Genomic DNA, 13,865 nt, shown 5'->3' on the forward strand with positions numbered 1-13,865 from the left:
CCATAGGAGATAGCATCTTTATATGAAATAACAGAATTTAGAATTGTCGCATTTTATCGAAAATAAAGTTATAATGGACGTAGAGAAATTTAGGGGGTCTGAACATGTTGCAAGTACAAAAAGAATTAGCAAGTCATGAAGCGGTAATTGTTGCCTTATTTGAAGAAGATAAAACGAGTAGCTTTGTACAAGAACTGGATAAAGCGTTTGAAGGACAATTACAAGTTTTATTAGAAGAAAAAGAACTTTCAGCTAAGAAGAAAGCCATTTCAAAAGTACATAGCTTAGGAAAAACAAATGTTAAACGTTATTATTTTGTTGGTTTAGGTAAGAAAGAGTCATATACAACAGAAACGTTACGTGCAGCTCTTAGTAAAGCTTTTAAATCGTTACAATCGGCAAAAGTAAAAGACGCAGCAATCTTACTTGATTCTTTCGTAACAGAGAAATTAGATGCGATTGATGTAGCTCATATTGCAACGGAAGTATATTGCCTTGGTACATACGGATTACAAACATATAAAACGGATGAAAAAGAAAGAGTAGAGTTAGAAAAACTGATTGCTATTACAGCAGAAGATGCACAAGAAATTGAAGCAGCATTAACAGTAGGATACGTACATGGACGTGCAACGAACTCAGCTCGTACGCTTGTAAATATGCCGCCAAACGTATTAACAGCGACAAAGCTTGCTGAGTATGCAGTTGAATTAGCAGAAAAATACGATATGGATTATAAGGTTCTTGAGAAAGAAGAGATGGAAGAGCTTGGTATGGGTGCATTACTTGCAGTAAACCAAGGATCGACAGAGCCACCTAAAATGATCGCTCTTATTTATAAAGGAAAAGAAGAGTGGAAAGATGTAATTGGATTTGTTGGAAAAGGGATTACATATGATACAGGCGGTTATTCTTTAAAACCACGTGAAGGCATGGTTGGTATGAAAGGTGATATGGGCGGCGCTGCAGCTGTTCTTGGCGCGATGGAAATCATCGGTGAACTTCGCCCTGAGCAAAATGTAATTGCTGTTATTCCATCAACTGACAACGTTGTAAGTGGTACGGCATTTAAGCCAGATGATGTTATTACATCTATGAGCGGAAAAACAATTGAAGTATTAAATACAGATGCAGAAGGTCGCCTAGCGTTAGCTGACGGTATTACGTATGCGAAGAAACTTGGTGCAAATTACTTAGTTGATGTTGCAACATTAACAGGCGGTGTAATTGTTGCACTTGGAAATCATACAACAGGCGCAATGACAAATAATGAAGAATTATTTGAACAAGTGTTAGAGGCTTCTATGGAAACGGATGAGCCAATTTGGCAATTGCCGATTTTTGAACGTGATAAAGAACGTGTCAAGAACAGTAAATTTGCGGATTTAAATAACTCACCAGGCCGTGAAGGACATGCGGTTATGGCTGGGACATTCCTTGGTGAATTTGCAGAAGAAACACCATGGGTACACTTAGACATCGCTGGAACATCTGAAACAACAGGTGCACATGATTTAGGACCATCTGGAGCAACAGGTGCAATGGTGCGTACACTTGCAACACTTGTTGAGCGTTTCGGAGAAGAATAATTTTTGAAGAAAAGGCTGTCTCAAATTTTTGGGATAGCCTTTTCTTATTGATATGGTATGACTATTGTCAGTTTTTGTCGGTAAGTCGATATATTTGGAGTTACGGTTGATATAATTTCATTTACTATTTTACCGTTCCAAAAAGTGCTATATAGTGAAAGATTCGTCCTATAAAGAAATCGTATATAACGTCCCGCTTAAAGCGAATGAAGTACGCCCTGTTTCCTCAGAGACAACCAATATAAGTGAATCGCTTTTCTCTGATAGGCCAATTGCGGCCCTATGACGTGTTCCTAGCTCAGGATTGATTTCTGTGCTTTTTGTTAATGGAAGAATATTAGCTGCTGAGACGATATGATTATTTTTAATGAGAACGGCTCCGTCATGAAGAGGGTTCCCTGGATAAAAAATCGATTCAAGTAGTGGCGCGGTTAAGTGTGCGTTTAATGTCGTTCCAGTTTGAATGAAAGAATTAAGAGCATCACTTCGTTCCACAATAATAAGAGCACCGTGTTTTCGAGCGCTTAAATGTTGGACAGCTGTAGTGATGAAATGTGAACTTTCCGTATAAGGTGATAAATATGCTTGAATATAATATGTAGCTGCTAACGTCTGTACATCTGTTAACATATGATGAATATCTTCCATTTTACATAAAATACATTCATCTTCTTTATCGATTGCATGCTTCATGTTTGATAATTCTTTTTCAGCAATTTCAATCATCTGCTTTGTTTTTATTTTGAGCTCTTCTGACAAGCCCCATTCTTGCATAATCTTCATTCCCTTTGGTGGAGTATTTAACCATAGTGTATACAAATATTTATAGTAAAATCCTGCTAGATTTTAAAAAATATTGAGATGCAGGTTGTTTTTTTCATATAATGAAGGTACGACAGGCGAGAGGAGATGGAAGTATGAATTGGAAACAAGAATTTAGTCGCTGGCTTTCATATGCAGAATTAGACGCAGAATTAAAAGAACAGCTAGAAAACATGAAGCAAGATGAGAAGAAAATCGAGGATAGCTTTTATAAAAATCTAGAGTTCGGCACAGGTGGTATGCGTGGTGAACTTGGTGCTGGTACGAACCGTTTAAATGTATATACAGTTCGTAAAGCAACAAAAGGATTAGCTAGGTTTATTGAAAAATTAGGTGAAGAAGCGAAAAAACGCGGTGTTGTTGTCGCGTATGATTCTCGTCATAAATCACCTGAATTCGCAATGGAAGTAGCTGCTACTCTTGGTGCACAAGGTATTACAACATATGTATTTGAAAGCTTACGTCCAACACCAGTGCTTTCTTTCGCAGTTCGTCATTTACATACAGCAAGTGGAATCGTTCTTACGGCAAGCCATAATCCGCCCGAATATAACGGTTATAAAGTATATGGTGAAGATGGTGGCCAGTTGCCTCCAAAAGAAGCTGATGAGTTAATTAGCTACGTAAATGCAGTAGAAGATGAATTAACAGTTAAAGTTGCTGATGTTGAGCAATTAAAAGCTGACGGTTTATTACATATAATTGGACAAGAAGTAGATGATGCATATGCGGCAGAATTGAACAATGTCATTATTAATAAAGAGATGGTGAAAGAAGTAGGAAAAGATTTAAAAATCGTCTTTACACCACTACATGGAACGTCAAATATTTCGGTACGCCGTGGTTTAGAAGAAGTTGGATTTACAGATGTAACAGTTGTAAAAGAGCAAGAGTTACCAGATCCAAACTTCTCTACAGTAAAATCACCAAATCCAGAAGAGCATGCAGCATTTGAGTATGCAATTCGCGACGGTGAAAAAGTAGGCGCAGATGTGTTAATCGCAACAGATCCTGATGCAGACCGTCTAGGTGTAGCAGTTCGCAATCATGATGGTGAGTTCCAAGTGTTAACTGGTAACCAAACAGGTGCGTTAATGCTTGATTACTTATTATCACAAAAGAAGGAAAACGGGACTCTTCCAGAAAACGGTGTTGTTTTAAAAACAATCGTAACGTCTGAAATTGGTCGTACAATCGCAAAAGCATACGGTTTAGATACAGTTGATACGTTAACTGGATTTAAATTTATCGGTGAAAAAATTAGACAGTATGAAGAAAGTGGACAATATGAATTCCAATTCGGTTATGAGGAAAGCTATGGTTATTTAATCCGTCCATTCTGCCGTGATAAAGATGCGGTTCAATCCGTCCTATTTGCATGTGAAGTAGCTGCGTACTACAAATCACAAGGTAAAACGTTATACGATGGTCTGTTAGAAGTATTTAAGAAGTATGGGTTCTTCCGTGAGGACCTTGTATCGTTAACGTTAAAAGGAAAAGATGGTGCTGAACAGATTCAAAAGATGATGGCAACATTCCGCGGGAATCCTCCGAAAGAAGTAGCTGGTTTAATAGTCGTTGCAGTTGAGGATTATAAGGAAAGCATCATTACAACGTTACAAGATGGAAATAAGGAAGAGATTCACTTACCGAAATCAAATGTGTTAAAATATCAATTAGAAGATGGTTCTTGGTTCTGCTTACGCCCATCGGGAACAGAGCCGAAGATCAAATTCTACTTTGGTGTACAAGATGATTCCTTACAAAATAGTGAACAAAAGTTACTTACTATTAAAGAAGATATTATGAATCGTTTATAATAGAATAGAGTGCTACTGATAGGAAAAGGGGAGAACGGAGAACGGCCTCCTCTTTTCTTATAGTTTTGTTTGATGTAGAGGATTATTACGAGCGAGTGTTATAAATTTGCACTTTACTAAGAGAATTAGAATGAAAAGCGAGGGTATTTGTCATGAAAAAAGTGAGAAAAGCAATTATCCCGGCAGCGGGATTAGGAACACGCTTTTTACCAGCAACGAAAGCAATGCCAAAAGAAATGCTTCCAATTGTAGATAAACCAACAATTCAATACATCGTAGAAGAAGCAGTCAAATCAGGCATCGAAGATATTATTATCGTTACTGGTAAAGGAAAGCGCTCTATCGAAGATCATTTTGATAACGCATTTGAATTAGAGCAAAACTTATTAGAGAAGAAAAAGTATGAGTTACTTGAAAAAGTACAAGCTTCTTCTAAAATGGTAGATATCCATTACATTCGTCAAAAAGAACCAAAAGGATTAGGACATGCTGTTTGGTGTGCGCGTAAATTCATTGGTGATGAGCCGTTTGCAGTATTATTAGGCGATGATATCGTTCAAGCTGAAAAACCATGTTTACGTCAATTAATGGACGAGTATGACAAAACACTTTCTTCTGTTATTGGTGTACAAACTGTTCCTGAAGCAGAAACACATCGCTATGGAATTATTGATCCGTTAGAGCAAGAGGGACGTCGTTATCAAGTTCGTAATTTCGTTGAAAAACCAGCGCAAGGTACTGCGCCTTCAAACTTAGCGATTATGGGACGTTACATTTTAACTCCTGAAATCTTTATGTTCTTGGAACAGCAACAAGTTGGAGCGGGTGGCGAAATTCAGTTAACGGATGCAATTCAAAGCTTAAATGAAATTCAACGTGTATTTGCATACGATTTCGAAGGAAAGCGTTATGACGTTGGTGAAAAATTAGGATTTGTTCAAACAACAATTGAAATGGCATTGCAACACCCAGAATTACGTGATGATATGCTAGTAATGATGAAAAAAATTTTAGACGAGCAAATGAAGCAAGAGTCTTAATATAATAAACAAGGAGCTGTTCCTATAGGAACAGCTCCTTGTTTATTATGAAATCGTCGAATGAGAATGCTGATAAGCCGAACGACGTACAGCATAGTATATGCGAGGTGCGATAATAGCGCCGATAATTGTAAATGCAATATCCTTTACTGCAAACCACATCATGATCATCCAAGCAGCTTTATAACTCATATTACCGCCCATGAAGAGATTGACCGCCCCGTACATGTAAGTAGTACCGATAATATAAGTTAAAATGATTCCTGCGAAAGAGGCAATTGCAAATGTACTAAATGTTGGTTTTTCTTTTTGTTCTACTAGTTTTCCTGATACGTAAGCAACGATAATAAACGCGATAATAAAACCACCAGTAGGATCTAAGAGTGCCCCGAATCCAGCTTTGAAGTTAGCGAAGATTGGTGCGCCGGCTACGCCAACGAGCATATATACAATCATTGATAATGCACCAAGTCGACTTCCAAGAAGAAGACCTGCTAAAATTGCGAAAAATGGTTGCATAGATAACGGGACGCCCGCTATTTGCAGGAATGGTGCCCAAGATACAATATTTGCACCAATGGCCATAAGAGCAACGAACATGGCAGCTAATGCTAAATCTAAAACATGAAATCTTCTCATAATGTTAACCTCCTGTTGTTTTTAGGTTAACATTATCGTAGCGAAAATATTTACTTGTTGTCAATCAAAATATTTTGATAAGAAGGCTTTAAATAGTCTCTAAGCAATGTGTATGGAATACGAAATTGTGGGATTCCGCTTGAATAAGGAGCAATTTCATATAAAGAGAAATAAATCACAAGATTATCCGGTTCTAAAAAGTAGTGAAACTTTTTAGTGCTCATTACTTTTTCGGCTGCGTCAGGGAAATAGATGCTTTCATTTTGTTTAATTTGTCTTACAATCTCTGTGCGAACTATTTCTTTATATTTATCCTCTTGTTGAAATAAGTCGTCTAAGTGTAATAATTTTTTTTCGTTCAAATCAAATGTATTTGCCTTCCACGTATACAGTCCGTGCGCTCCGCCTGTATATTGATAGTAATTCACATATAGGCTGAGAAAAGGTGGTTTATTTAAGGAGATTTTATAATCAACATTCGCCACGTACGGATGGAAGGGTGTACTAGACCCTTCTGTTTCTTTATAATATTTTTTTGCTTCTTTTTCTAATTTGTTTTTAAATTTGTCAGTAGATTTTTTGTAATAGAAATTGAGCTTATTTTGAAATTTAGAATCGGAAAAATTGTGAAAAGAAGGCCTACTAATTTGATATTCTATATAAGGTTTCTTACCTTTTTGCGTTATAGTCTGAACATCGATTGTCAGGTTAGATGCTTTGGCTGCCATTGCACAATTTGGTACAATAGTCAGCAAGGAGAACATGAGCAATAGTATACAAAGTTTCTGTTTCATTGTGGTGAAACCTCCTTATATAAGTGTTATAGGTAGTTTGAAAATAAACAGGTAAAATTATACATTTAATTAAAGAGAGAGAAGGCGAAAACGATATGGCAAAAACTTTAATGGACTCACTTGGAATTGAGTTGTTAGAAATGACAGAAGATAAAGTAGTTGCTACGATGCCTGTTGACGAGCGTACGCATCAGCCGTTTGGATTTTTACATGGTGGTGCGTCTATTGCGTTAGCGGAAACGGTAGCAAGTGTTGGGTCATATAATTTAATTGATCAAGAGAAATGTATTTGTTTCGGTCTAGAAATTAATGCAAATCATATTCGCTCAAAGAAAGATGGAATCGTAACAGCAATCGGGACACCGATACATAGAGGGCATTCAACGATGGTTTGGGATATTCGTATCATTGATGAAAATGATGATTTAATATGTATTTCAAGATGTACAGTAGCAATTAAAGAAAAACGTGAAAAATAGAAAAGAGGCGGCTCTTATGAGCTGCCTCTTTTTTATAATTAGAACTGGATTTTTTTCTCTAAGAAACCTTTTAGTTCGCTAATTGGCATACGGACTTGTTCCATAGTGTCACGGTCACGTACTGTAACAGCTTTGTCTTCAACAGAGTCGAAGTCGTATGTGATACAGAATGGTGTACCGATTTCGTCTTGACGACGGTAACGTTTACCGATAGAACCAGTTTCATCAAAGTCTACCATGAAGTCTTTAGCTAGTTCTGCGAATACTTCAGTAGCACCTTCAGATAGCTTTTTAGATAATGGTAAGATAGCTGCTTTATATGGTGCTAAAGCAGGGTGGAAACGAAGAACTGTACGAGAATCGTTTTCTAATTGCTCTTCTTCATATGCATCACATAAGAATGCTAATGTTACACGGTCTGCACCTAGAGATGGCTCGATACAGTACGGCACGTAACGCTCATTCGTTTGTGGATCGATATAGTTAAAGTCTTCGTTAGAGTGTTCCATGTGACGTTTTAAATCGAAGTCTGTACGAGATGCAACGCCCCAAAGTTCGCCCCAACCGAATGGGAATCTGAATTCAATATCAGTTGTTGCGTTACTGTAGTGAGATAACTCTTCTTCACCGTGGTCACGAAGACGCATGCTCTCTTCATGCATACCAAGTGAAAGTAACCAGTTTTTACAAGTTTCACGCCAGAATGCGAACCACTCTAAATCTTCACCAGGCTTACAGAAGAATTCAAGTTCCATTTGTTCGAATTCACGTGTACGGAATGTGAAGTTACCAGGCGTGATTTCGTTACGGAAACTCTTACCAATTTGGCCGATACCAAATGGAAGTTTTTTACGCATAGAGCGTTGTACGTTTTTGAAGTTTACGAAAATACCTTGTGCTGTTTCAGGACGAAGGAAGATTTCGTTCGTGCTAGACTCTGTAACACCTTGGAATGTTTTGAACATTAAGTTGAACTGACGGATTTCAGTGAACTCTTCACTGCCGCAATCAGGACATTTTACTTCATGTTCTTTCATTAAATCAGCCATTTGGTCGAAAGTAAGACCATCAACAACCATTTCGATGCCTTTTGCATCTAATGCATCTTCAATTAATTTGTCAGCACGGTGACGAGCTTTACATTTTTTACAGTCGATCATTGGATCGTTGAAGTTACCAACGTGACCAGAAGCGATCCAAGTTTTAGGGTTCATTAAAATAGCAGCGTCTAAACCAACGTTGTGTGGAGATTCTTGAATGAATTTTTTCCACCAAGCTTTTTTAACGTTATTTTTTAATTCGATTCCAAGTGGACCGTAATCCCAAGTGTTTGCAAGACCACCGTAAATTTCAGAACCAGGGAAAACGAAACCGCGATGTTTTGCTAAGTTTACAACTTGTTCCATTGAATACATAATAAAATCCTCCTTTTGAAAGTTAACGTATTTGCGATGACGTGATGGGTACTTTGGAAACGGGGTATCTCCGCTTTAAGGTATATCCAGCTCTAGCGGCTAGAATATTCGGTGGCTTCGCTTCTTCCGCCGAGGCAAAAAGCGCCTCTATGTCAGAAGCTCCATCCCCCTCACATTCTGAACGAGCCGATTGCGCTTTAAGGTATATCCAGCTCTAGCGGCTAGAATATTCGGTGGCTTCGCTTCTTCCGCCGAGGCAAAAAGCGCCTCTATGTCAGAAGCTCCATCCCCCTCACATTCTGAACGAGCCGATTGCGCTTTAAGGTATATCCAGCTCTAGCGGCTAGAATATTCGGTGGCTTCGCTTCTTCCGCCGAGGCAAAAAGCGCCTCTATGTCAGAAGCTCCATCCCCCTCACATTCTGAACGAGCGCTTGCGCTTTAAGGTATATCCAGCTCCAGCGGCTAGAATCTCCGGCCATTTCGCTCTCTCGCTCGAAGCAAAGAACGCTTCAAGATCGAGAGCTCCAATGTCCTGCGATTCTGAACGAGCCGCTTCCGCTTTTAAATTAAATACAAAAAAGCTCGTCTCTAGGCAATCATGCCTAGGGACGAGCTTGTATATACCCGCGGTTCCACCCTAGTTGATGTGCATTTCGCACATCCACTTTCATCACGTATTGCTCGAGACTGCCGTTTCCTTGCGGCTTCAGGCTTTCACTATCCCTGAATCGCTTTTGTGCAAGTACTTATAAGTCCGTCATCGCTACTTATATTAATAATAATGAACATATTCTAACACGTTCTTTTTTAAATCACAATAGAGGAACGTGCCTATCTATGATAGAGTCTCGCCTATTTTTTCGTTATTTATTCCGTAATTTTGCTTAATGTGCTTAATTGCTTCACGTTTACTTAATGGAGCGAGCTCGTTAGTTTGAACGTATTCCCAAACTACATCTGGCTTTGTTTTTGCATATTCGCGAAGGACCCAGCCAATCGCTTTTTGAATGAAAAATTCTTTTGAAGAATGTAGTTGTCCGATAATCCAGAAAAGGAGTTCTTCATCCATTTTTTGTTTATATTTTAGCTGGAATAAAATAGCGGCACGTTGTAACCATATGTTTTCTGATGCAATCCACTTTGGAATATATGCAGAAATTAATTCTGGATGTTTTAAAAAGATAGCACCTAAAAATGTAGGGACGATGCTATCAACAGAGTCCCACCAAGATTTTGTGACAATAAGTTCTTCTAAAAATGGGATATGAGTTTCGTTTATGTGTTTTTTATATTTTTGCATGATATCGAGTGCGGCAGCTTGAAATTCACGTTCTGGTAAGTCCCAAAGCTCACGTATGATAATTTGGAAGTCCTTTTTATCTGGGAGAGTATGTATTTGAATGACGTCTTTCAATAATTGTCTTCTCTCAGGAGTTTGAATGCCGAGAAACGGGAAGTGATTTTTCATATAACGTGCCATCGGTTCTGCTTTTTCGGGATTTTGATGAGCTGTAAAATGCTCTTGTAATGCTTTTACAAATGGATGCATAAGTCTTTCTCCTCTCTTATTATCTTTCTCATATTATTATACAAAGAGTTTGGGTGAATTTTAAAACATAACTTGCACTGTAATGAAATATGTTGAGAAGAGAGAGGAGAGGATAAGATGGAAGATCAAAGCGTACTAGCAGGTTTCTTTGCTCTTAGTTTTGCGGTTATTCTTGTTATAATAATTTGGGCAATTATTTCGTATTTGTTAACGGCTTTTGCACTTTATACGATGGCAAAAAATGATGGTGCAACTGATGGGGTTCTTGCGTTTATTCCATTTTTGAATAGTAAGACGTGGGGTGACTTGGCGAAGGACAAATTACCAGATTTCTTGAAAGAAGAGGCAGGGTGGAAAGTATTTGGTATATATGTCGGATGTTTTATCTTTAATTTCGTACCGATTATAAGTTTACTAGCAACAGCAGTATCGATTGTGCTGTCTATTTATCTCATCTACGCTATTTTGGATAGATACGGAACGAATTCCATACTATTTACGATCATTCATACAATCACATTTTCGGTTTTCTTGCCGATTCATTTGTTCATTATTCGGAATGAGCCGGTGAGGTATAACGAGTAGGCGTATCGAAGTTGTCGTGCGGTCGATAGATTTGGTTTCATAATAATTCGGATATGCTGAAAAAAGAACGAAAGCGCCCTGCTTAGCAGGGCGCTTTTTTCTACTACACAAGATAGCGTAAGTAAATGTAAATATGAGAAATGATTAATGAAACGATCATAATTGGGAAGCCGACTTTAAGGAATTCCATGTAGCTGAATTTATGTCCTTCACGACTTGCGATTCCGGCTACGATTACGTTAGCGGAAGCCCCGATTAATGTTCCGTTTCCACCTAAGCAAGCACCTAATGCTAATGCCCACCATAGTACGTCGATTTGTGCGTCAGAAGGTGATAAACCTAGCCCAACTGCCATATCGTTAATAAGTGGAATCATTGTTGCAACGAATGGAATGTTATCGATTGTTGCAGAGGCGATACCAGATACCCATAGAATAAGGATAGATGCTTGAGAAATATCTCCGCCTGTTATTCCAATTACTTTTTGAGCTAACGTTTTGATAAGCCCGATATCGATAAGTCCTCCAACGAGTACGAATAGTCCCGCGAAGAAGAAGATTGTTACCCACTCTACACTTGCGAATACCTCTTCAATTTCATGCTCTTTCACACCGATTAGCATAAGTACAGTAGCACCAGTTAAGGCGATAATTGCTGCATCAATATGGAAAATAGAATGAGTCATGAAACCTACAATCGTAAGTCCAAGTACTGTTAAAGATTTCTTCATTAATACTGGATCTTTAATGTATTGTTTTTCATCTAAGCTCATTAACTTTTTAATTTGTACAGGATCAGCAATTAATTGTTTACGGTACATGAAGTAAAGCATTGTTGCTGTAACAGCAATAATGATGATTACGATAGGTGCTAAGTTGAATAAGAAAGCATTGAAATCTAAATGCTTATTTGCAGAACCGATCATAATGTTTGGCGGATCACCAATTAATGTTGCTGTTCCTCCGATATTTGAAAAAATAATTTCAGAAAGTAAATATGGAACAGGATTTACTTGCAAGATGCGCGTAATAGATAAAGTAACTGGAACAACAAGAAGTACTGTTGTAACGTTATCTAAAAATGCGGAGCCAAGCGCGGTAAGTAAGGAAAGTGAAATTAAAATTTTAATTGGATTTCCTTGTGCTCCTTTTGCTGCTTTAATGGCAACGTATTGGAAGACACCTGACTTACTTGTAATGTTTACTAGTATCATCATACCGATGAGTAATGTAATTGTTCCCCATTCAATATGTTTCGTAAAGGCGTTGTGTAAGTCAACGACACCCACAATTACCATGAATGCTGCGCCAAGAAGTGCGATGACAGCGCGGTTAATTTTTTCAGAAATAATAATGGCATATGTAATTAAAAAGACTGCGATAGCAAAATAATACTGCCAGTTTGCGAGCTCTTGCGTTGTTTCGTGCAAAAATCTCATCTCCTTTCGTTCACTTTTCTTAGTGTTTCAAAAAATTAACTAGATGAAACACACATAAAGTCATTATAAAGTAGAAAAATGGCGGATGTAAATGAAAGGGTTTATTTTGTCATATTTTCTGCATAGGTCATTTTTTCTTATTTTTAAAAATATTTGTGGGCATCTGACATATATATAAGATACATCCAATCTGAATATTTAAAATAGAATCAGCATTCGAGCTTGTTCGTGTAGGAGTGTCAAATAGAAAGGAATGACAAAGATGATAAGGAAGGGATCGTATGGATGAACAACGATTTTTGTTTTTAGACTTTGAGTTTACGATGCCCCAGCATAGAAAAAAGCCAAAAGGTTTTTTCCCAGAAATTATTGAGGTCGGACTCGTTTCAGTTGTTGGTTGTAAGGTGGAAGATACGTACTCATCGCATGTTAGACCGAAAACATTTCCGTCTTTAACGGATCGATGTAAAAAATTTTTAGGAATTAAACAGGAAGTAGTGGACAAAGGAATTTCTTTTCATGAACTTGTTGAGAAACTTGCAGAATATGAAAAGAGGTGTAAACCAACAATTGTAACGTGGGGAAATATGGATATGAAAGTCTTAAGGCAAAACTGCGAAATGGCGGGAGTAGAATTTCCATTCTTTGGACAGTGTCGTGATTTATCGCTTGAGTATAAAAAGTTTTTTGGAGAGAGAAATCAAACAGGGCTGTGGAAAGCAATTGAGGCTTATGGAAAAGCAGGAACAGGAAAGCATCATTGTGCGCTTGATGATGCAATGACGACATATAATATTTTTAAGTTAGTAGAAAAAGATAAAGAGTATTTAGTCAAACCAGCACCTCCGACATTAGGGGAACTTGTTGATTTTTCGAAAGTGTTAAAGAAAGTGAGTACACAGTAACGACCAAATTGCAAAATATGTAATTTGGTCGTTTTGTTTTTTTAAAGTTTGTAATCTTGCTTCAATTGCTGAAGTGTTTCTAGACTACGCCCCGCAAAAGGTGAATCATCTTCAGAAAATGAATTCATTTGAGTTTCTAATGCTAATTTTAGTGACTCTGTATAATCCGGAATTTCTCCTTCATATTTCTTCACCATTTGCTCTGGAATGTTGGTCTGTTCACGAAAAGCTAAAGCACGTCTTTCATGGAAGAATGGTACGTCAGCTTGTTTTACATTATGTAAATCACCTTGCACTGGATGTTTTAAAACAGCTAATACTTTTACGACGTAACTGCCAGGACGGCTATTTGTAATTTCGCCGATGTATTTTCCAGTTTTATAAATACCAGTAACGATTTCACCAATTTCAAATGTTTCTCTCATATTTTTCACCTCAAGTTTATAGTAAGGAAAGTATAAGAAGTAGTCAAAGAAATCAGTTGATTTTTGAATGTCCTTGAGAATATGACAGGCTTCAACTATAATTTAAAATGATATAACAGAAAATTCTGATGTTAATTGTTTTCATAAATTCCCTGATAAGGAGTGTTCTATATGATGCCTTTATATTTTCCTGAAGATAAAACGGAGTATATTATTCCAGGTATTGTTTGCGTTCTATTTATCATCGGTGCGGTTGCTACGTGGCGTATGTTTATTCGTGTATCAAAACGAGAAGCAGAGCGATTACAGAAAGTAGAAAAAAAGCTTTTAGCTGAAAAGAAACAGTAATTCATTTTTGCATGT

At 37.6% G+C, this 13,865-nt stretch carries 14 protein-coding genes; 7 read left to right on the forward strand and 7 right to left on the reverse strand.

Annotation, left to right across the window (positions count from 1 at the left end; genetic code table 11):
- The first annotated feature begins 104 nt into the window (after positions 1–104).
- On the forward strand, positions 105–1,589 hold the full coding sequence (locus QCI75_RS02675; protein WP_353759942.1) for a leucyl aminopeptidase: 1,485 nt from the start codon (positions 105–107) through the stop codon (positions 1,587–1,589).
- A gap of 168 nt (positions 1,590–1,757) precedes the next feature.
- Here the strand turns inward: QCI75_RS02675 and cdaS are convergent, their stop codons facing one another.
- Positions 1,758–2,363 (reverse strand): sporulation-specific diadenylate cyclase CdaS, encoded by a 606-nt coding sequence (cdaS, locus tag QCI75_RS02680; protein ID WP_144507682.1) that lies wholly within the window; start codon positions 2,361–2,363, stop codon positions 1,758–1,760.
- 143 nt (positions 2,364–2,506) lie between these two features.
- On the opposite strand from cdaS, the gene QCI75_RS02685 reads away from it, so the two are divergent.
- Positions 2,507–4,231, forward strand: a complete 1,725-nt coding sequence (locus QCI75_RS02685) for a phospho-sugar mutase (RefSeq protein WP_353759943.1) — start codon at positions 2,507–2,509, stop codon at positions 4,229–4,231.
- A gap of 152 nt (positions 4,232–4,383) precedes the next feature.
- On the forward strand, positions 4,384–5,271 hold the full coding sequence (gene galU, locus QCI75_RS02690; protein ID WP_098777525.1) for a UTP--glucose-1-phosphate uridylyltransferase GalU: 888 nt from the start codon (positions 4,384–4,386) through the stop codon (positions 5,269–5,271).
- Positions 5,272–5,316: 45 nt separating this feature from the next.
- Here galU and QCI75_RS02695 read toward each other — a convergent pair whose 3' ends face one another.
- Both QCI75_RS02695 and QCI75_RS02700 read right to left on the reverse strand, forming a co-directional pair.
- Positions 5,317–5,910, reverse strand: coding sequence for a biotin transporter BioY (locus QCI75_RS02695; RefSeq protein WP_353759944.1), 594 nt, complete (start codon positions 5,908–5,910; stop codon positions 5,317–5,319).
- Between the two features lie 50 nt (positions 5,911–5,960).
- Positions 5,961–6,704 carry a DUF3298 and DUF4163 domain-containing protein gene (locus tag QCI75_RS02700; protein WP_353759945.1) on the reverse strand — a complete coding sequence of 248 codons (744 nt, stop codon included), beginning with the start codon at positions 6,702–6,704 and terminating at the stop codon, positions 5,961–5,963.
- 95 nt (positions 6,705–6,799) lie between these two features.
- On the opposite strand from QCI75_RS02700, the gene QCI75_RS02705 reads away from it, so the two are divergent.
- The gene (locus QCI75_RS02705; protein WP_001140604.1) at positions 6,800–7,183 is read left to right on the forward strand and encodes a hotdog fold thioesterase; all 384 of its coding nucleotides are present in this window, start codon (positions 6,800–6,802) and stop codon (positions 7,181–7,183) included.
- A 38-nt stretch (positions 7,184–7,221) separates the two neighbouring features.
- Here the strand turns inward: QCI75_RS02705 and QCI75_RS02710 are convergent, their stop codons facing one another.
- Both QCI75_RS02710 and QCI75_RS02715 read right to left on the reverse strand, forming a co-directional pair.
- Positions 7,222–8,598, reverse strand: a complete 1,377-nt coding sequence (locus tag QCI75_RS02710) for a glycine--tRNA ligase (RefSeq protein ID WP_128281981.1) — start codon at positions 8,596–8,598, stop codon at positions 7,222–7,224.
- A gap of 837 nt (positions 8,599–9,435) precedes the next feature.
- The gene (locus tag QCI75_RS02715; RefSeq protein ID WP_105585457.1) at positions 9,436–10,149 is read right to left on the reverse strand and encodes a DNA alkylation repair protein; all 714 of its coding nucleotides are present in this window, start codon (positions 10,147–10,149) and stop codon (positions 9,436–9,438) included.
- A 117-nt stretch (positions 10,150–10,266) separates the two neighbouring features.
- Between QCI75_RS02715 and QCI75_RS02720 the strand changes: the two genes are divergently transcribed.
- The gene (locus tag QCI75_RS02720; protein WP_144507669.1) at positions 10,267–10,734 is read left to right on the forward strand and encodes a hypothetical protein; all 468 of its coding nucleotides are present in this window, start codon (positions 10,267–10,269) and stop codon (positions 10,732–10,734) included.
- 103 nt (positions 10,735–10,837) lie between these two features.
- Here the strand turns inward: QCI75_RS02720 and QCI75_RS02725 are convergent, their stop codons facing one another.
- Positions 10,838–12,163 carry an ArsB/NhaD family transporter gene (locus QCI75_RS02725; RefSeq protein ID WP_353759946.1) on the reverse strand — a complete coding sequence of 442 codons (1,326 nt, stop codon included), beginning with the start codon at positions 12,161–12,163 and terminating at the stop codon, positions 10,838–10,840.
- A gap of 290 nt (positions 12,164–12,453) precedes the next feature.
- Here QCI75_RS02725 and kapD point away from each other — a divergent pair, with 290 nt between their 5' ends.
- Entirely contained in the window at positions 12,454–13,077 is a 624-nt protein-coding gene (kapD, locus tag QCI75_RS02730; protein ID WP_353759947.1) for a 3'-5' exonuclease KapD, read from the forward strand.
- 41 nt (positions 13,078–13,118) lie between these two features.
- Here the strand turns inward: kapD and kapB are convergent, their stop codons facing one another.
- Positions 13,119–13,502, reverse strand: coding sequence for a kinase-associated lipoprotein KapB (gene kapB, locus QCI75_RS02735; RefSeq protein ID WP_001209324.1), 384 nt, complete (start codon positions 13,500–13,502; stop codon positions 13,119–13,121).
- Positions 13,503–13,673: 171 nt separating this feature from the next.
- On the opposite strand from kapB, the gene QCI75_RS02740 reads away from it, so the two are divergent.
- A complete protein-coding gene (locus QCI75_RS02740; RefSeq protein ID WP_353759948.1) occupies positions 13,674–13,850 on the forward strand; it encodes a hypothetical protein in 177 nt (58 codons plus the stop codon).
- Positions 13,851–13,865: the final 15 nt, after the last annotated feature.

Source organism: Bacillus cereus group sp. RP43, from assembly GCF_040459645.1.
GTDB classification, from domain to species: Bacteria; Bacillota; Bacilli; order Bacillales; family Bacillaceae_G; genus Bacillus_A; species Bacillus_A mycoides_C.

What these genes read in the sequence shown, in the direction of transcription:
- QCI75_RS02675 (WP_353759942.1), top strand. Translation starts at nt 105, where the DNA reads ATGTTGCAAGTACAAAAAGAATTAGCAAGTCATGAAGCGGTAATTGTT.
- cdaS (WP_144507682.1), bottom strand. Translation starts at nt 2,363, where the DNA reads ATGCAAGAATGGGGCTTGTCAGAAGAGCTCAAAATAAAAACAAAGCAG.
- QCI75_RS02685 (WP_353759943.1), top strand. Translation starts at nt 2,507, where the DNA reads ATGAATTGGAAACAAGAATTTAGTCGCTGGCTTTCATATGCAGAATTA.
- galU (WP_098777525.1), top strand. Translation starts at nt 4,384, where the DNA reads ATGAAAAAAGTGAGAAAAGCAATTATCCCGGCAGCGGGATTAGGAACA.
- QCI75_RS02695 (WP_353759944.1), bottom strand. Translation starts at nt 5,910, where the DNA reads ATGAGAAGATTTCATGTTTTAGATTTAGCATTAGCTGCCATGTTCGTT.
- QCI75_RS02700 (WP_353759945.1), bottom strand. Translation starts at nt 6,704, where the DNA reads ATGAAACAGAAACTTTGTATACTATTGCTCATGTTCTCCTTGCTGACT.
- QCI75_RS02705 (WP_001140604.1), top strand. Translation starts at nt 6,800, where the DNA reads ATGGCAAAAACTTTAATGGACTCACTTGGAATTGAGTTGTTAGAAATG.
- QCI75_RS02710 (WP_128281981.1), bottom strand. Translation starts at nt 8,598, where the DNA reads ATGTATTCAATGGAACAAGTTGTAAACTTAGCAAAACATCGCGGTTTC.
- QCI75_RS02715 (WP_105585457.1), bottom strand. Translation starts at nt 10,149, where the DNA reads ATGCATCCATTTGTAAAAGCATTACAAGAGCATTTTACAGCTCATCAA.
- QCI75_RS02720 (WP_144507669.1), top strand. Translation starts at nt 10,267, where the DNA reads ATGGAAGATCAAAGCGTACTAGCAGGTTTCTTTGCTCTTAGTTTTGCG.
- kapD (WP_353759947.1), top strand. Translation starts at nt 12,454, where the DNA reads ATGGATGAACAACGATTTTTGTTTTTAGACTTTGAGTTTACGATGCCC.
- kapB (WP_001209324.1), bottom strand. Translation starts at nt 13,502, where the DNA reads ATGAGAGAAACATTTGAAATTGGTGAAATCGTTACTGGTATTTATAAA.
- QCI75_RS02740 (WP_353759948.1), top strand. Translation starts at nt 13,674, where the DNA reads ATGATGCCTTTATATTTTCCTGAAGATAAAACGGAGTATATTATTCCA.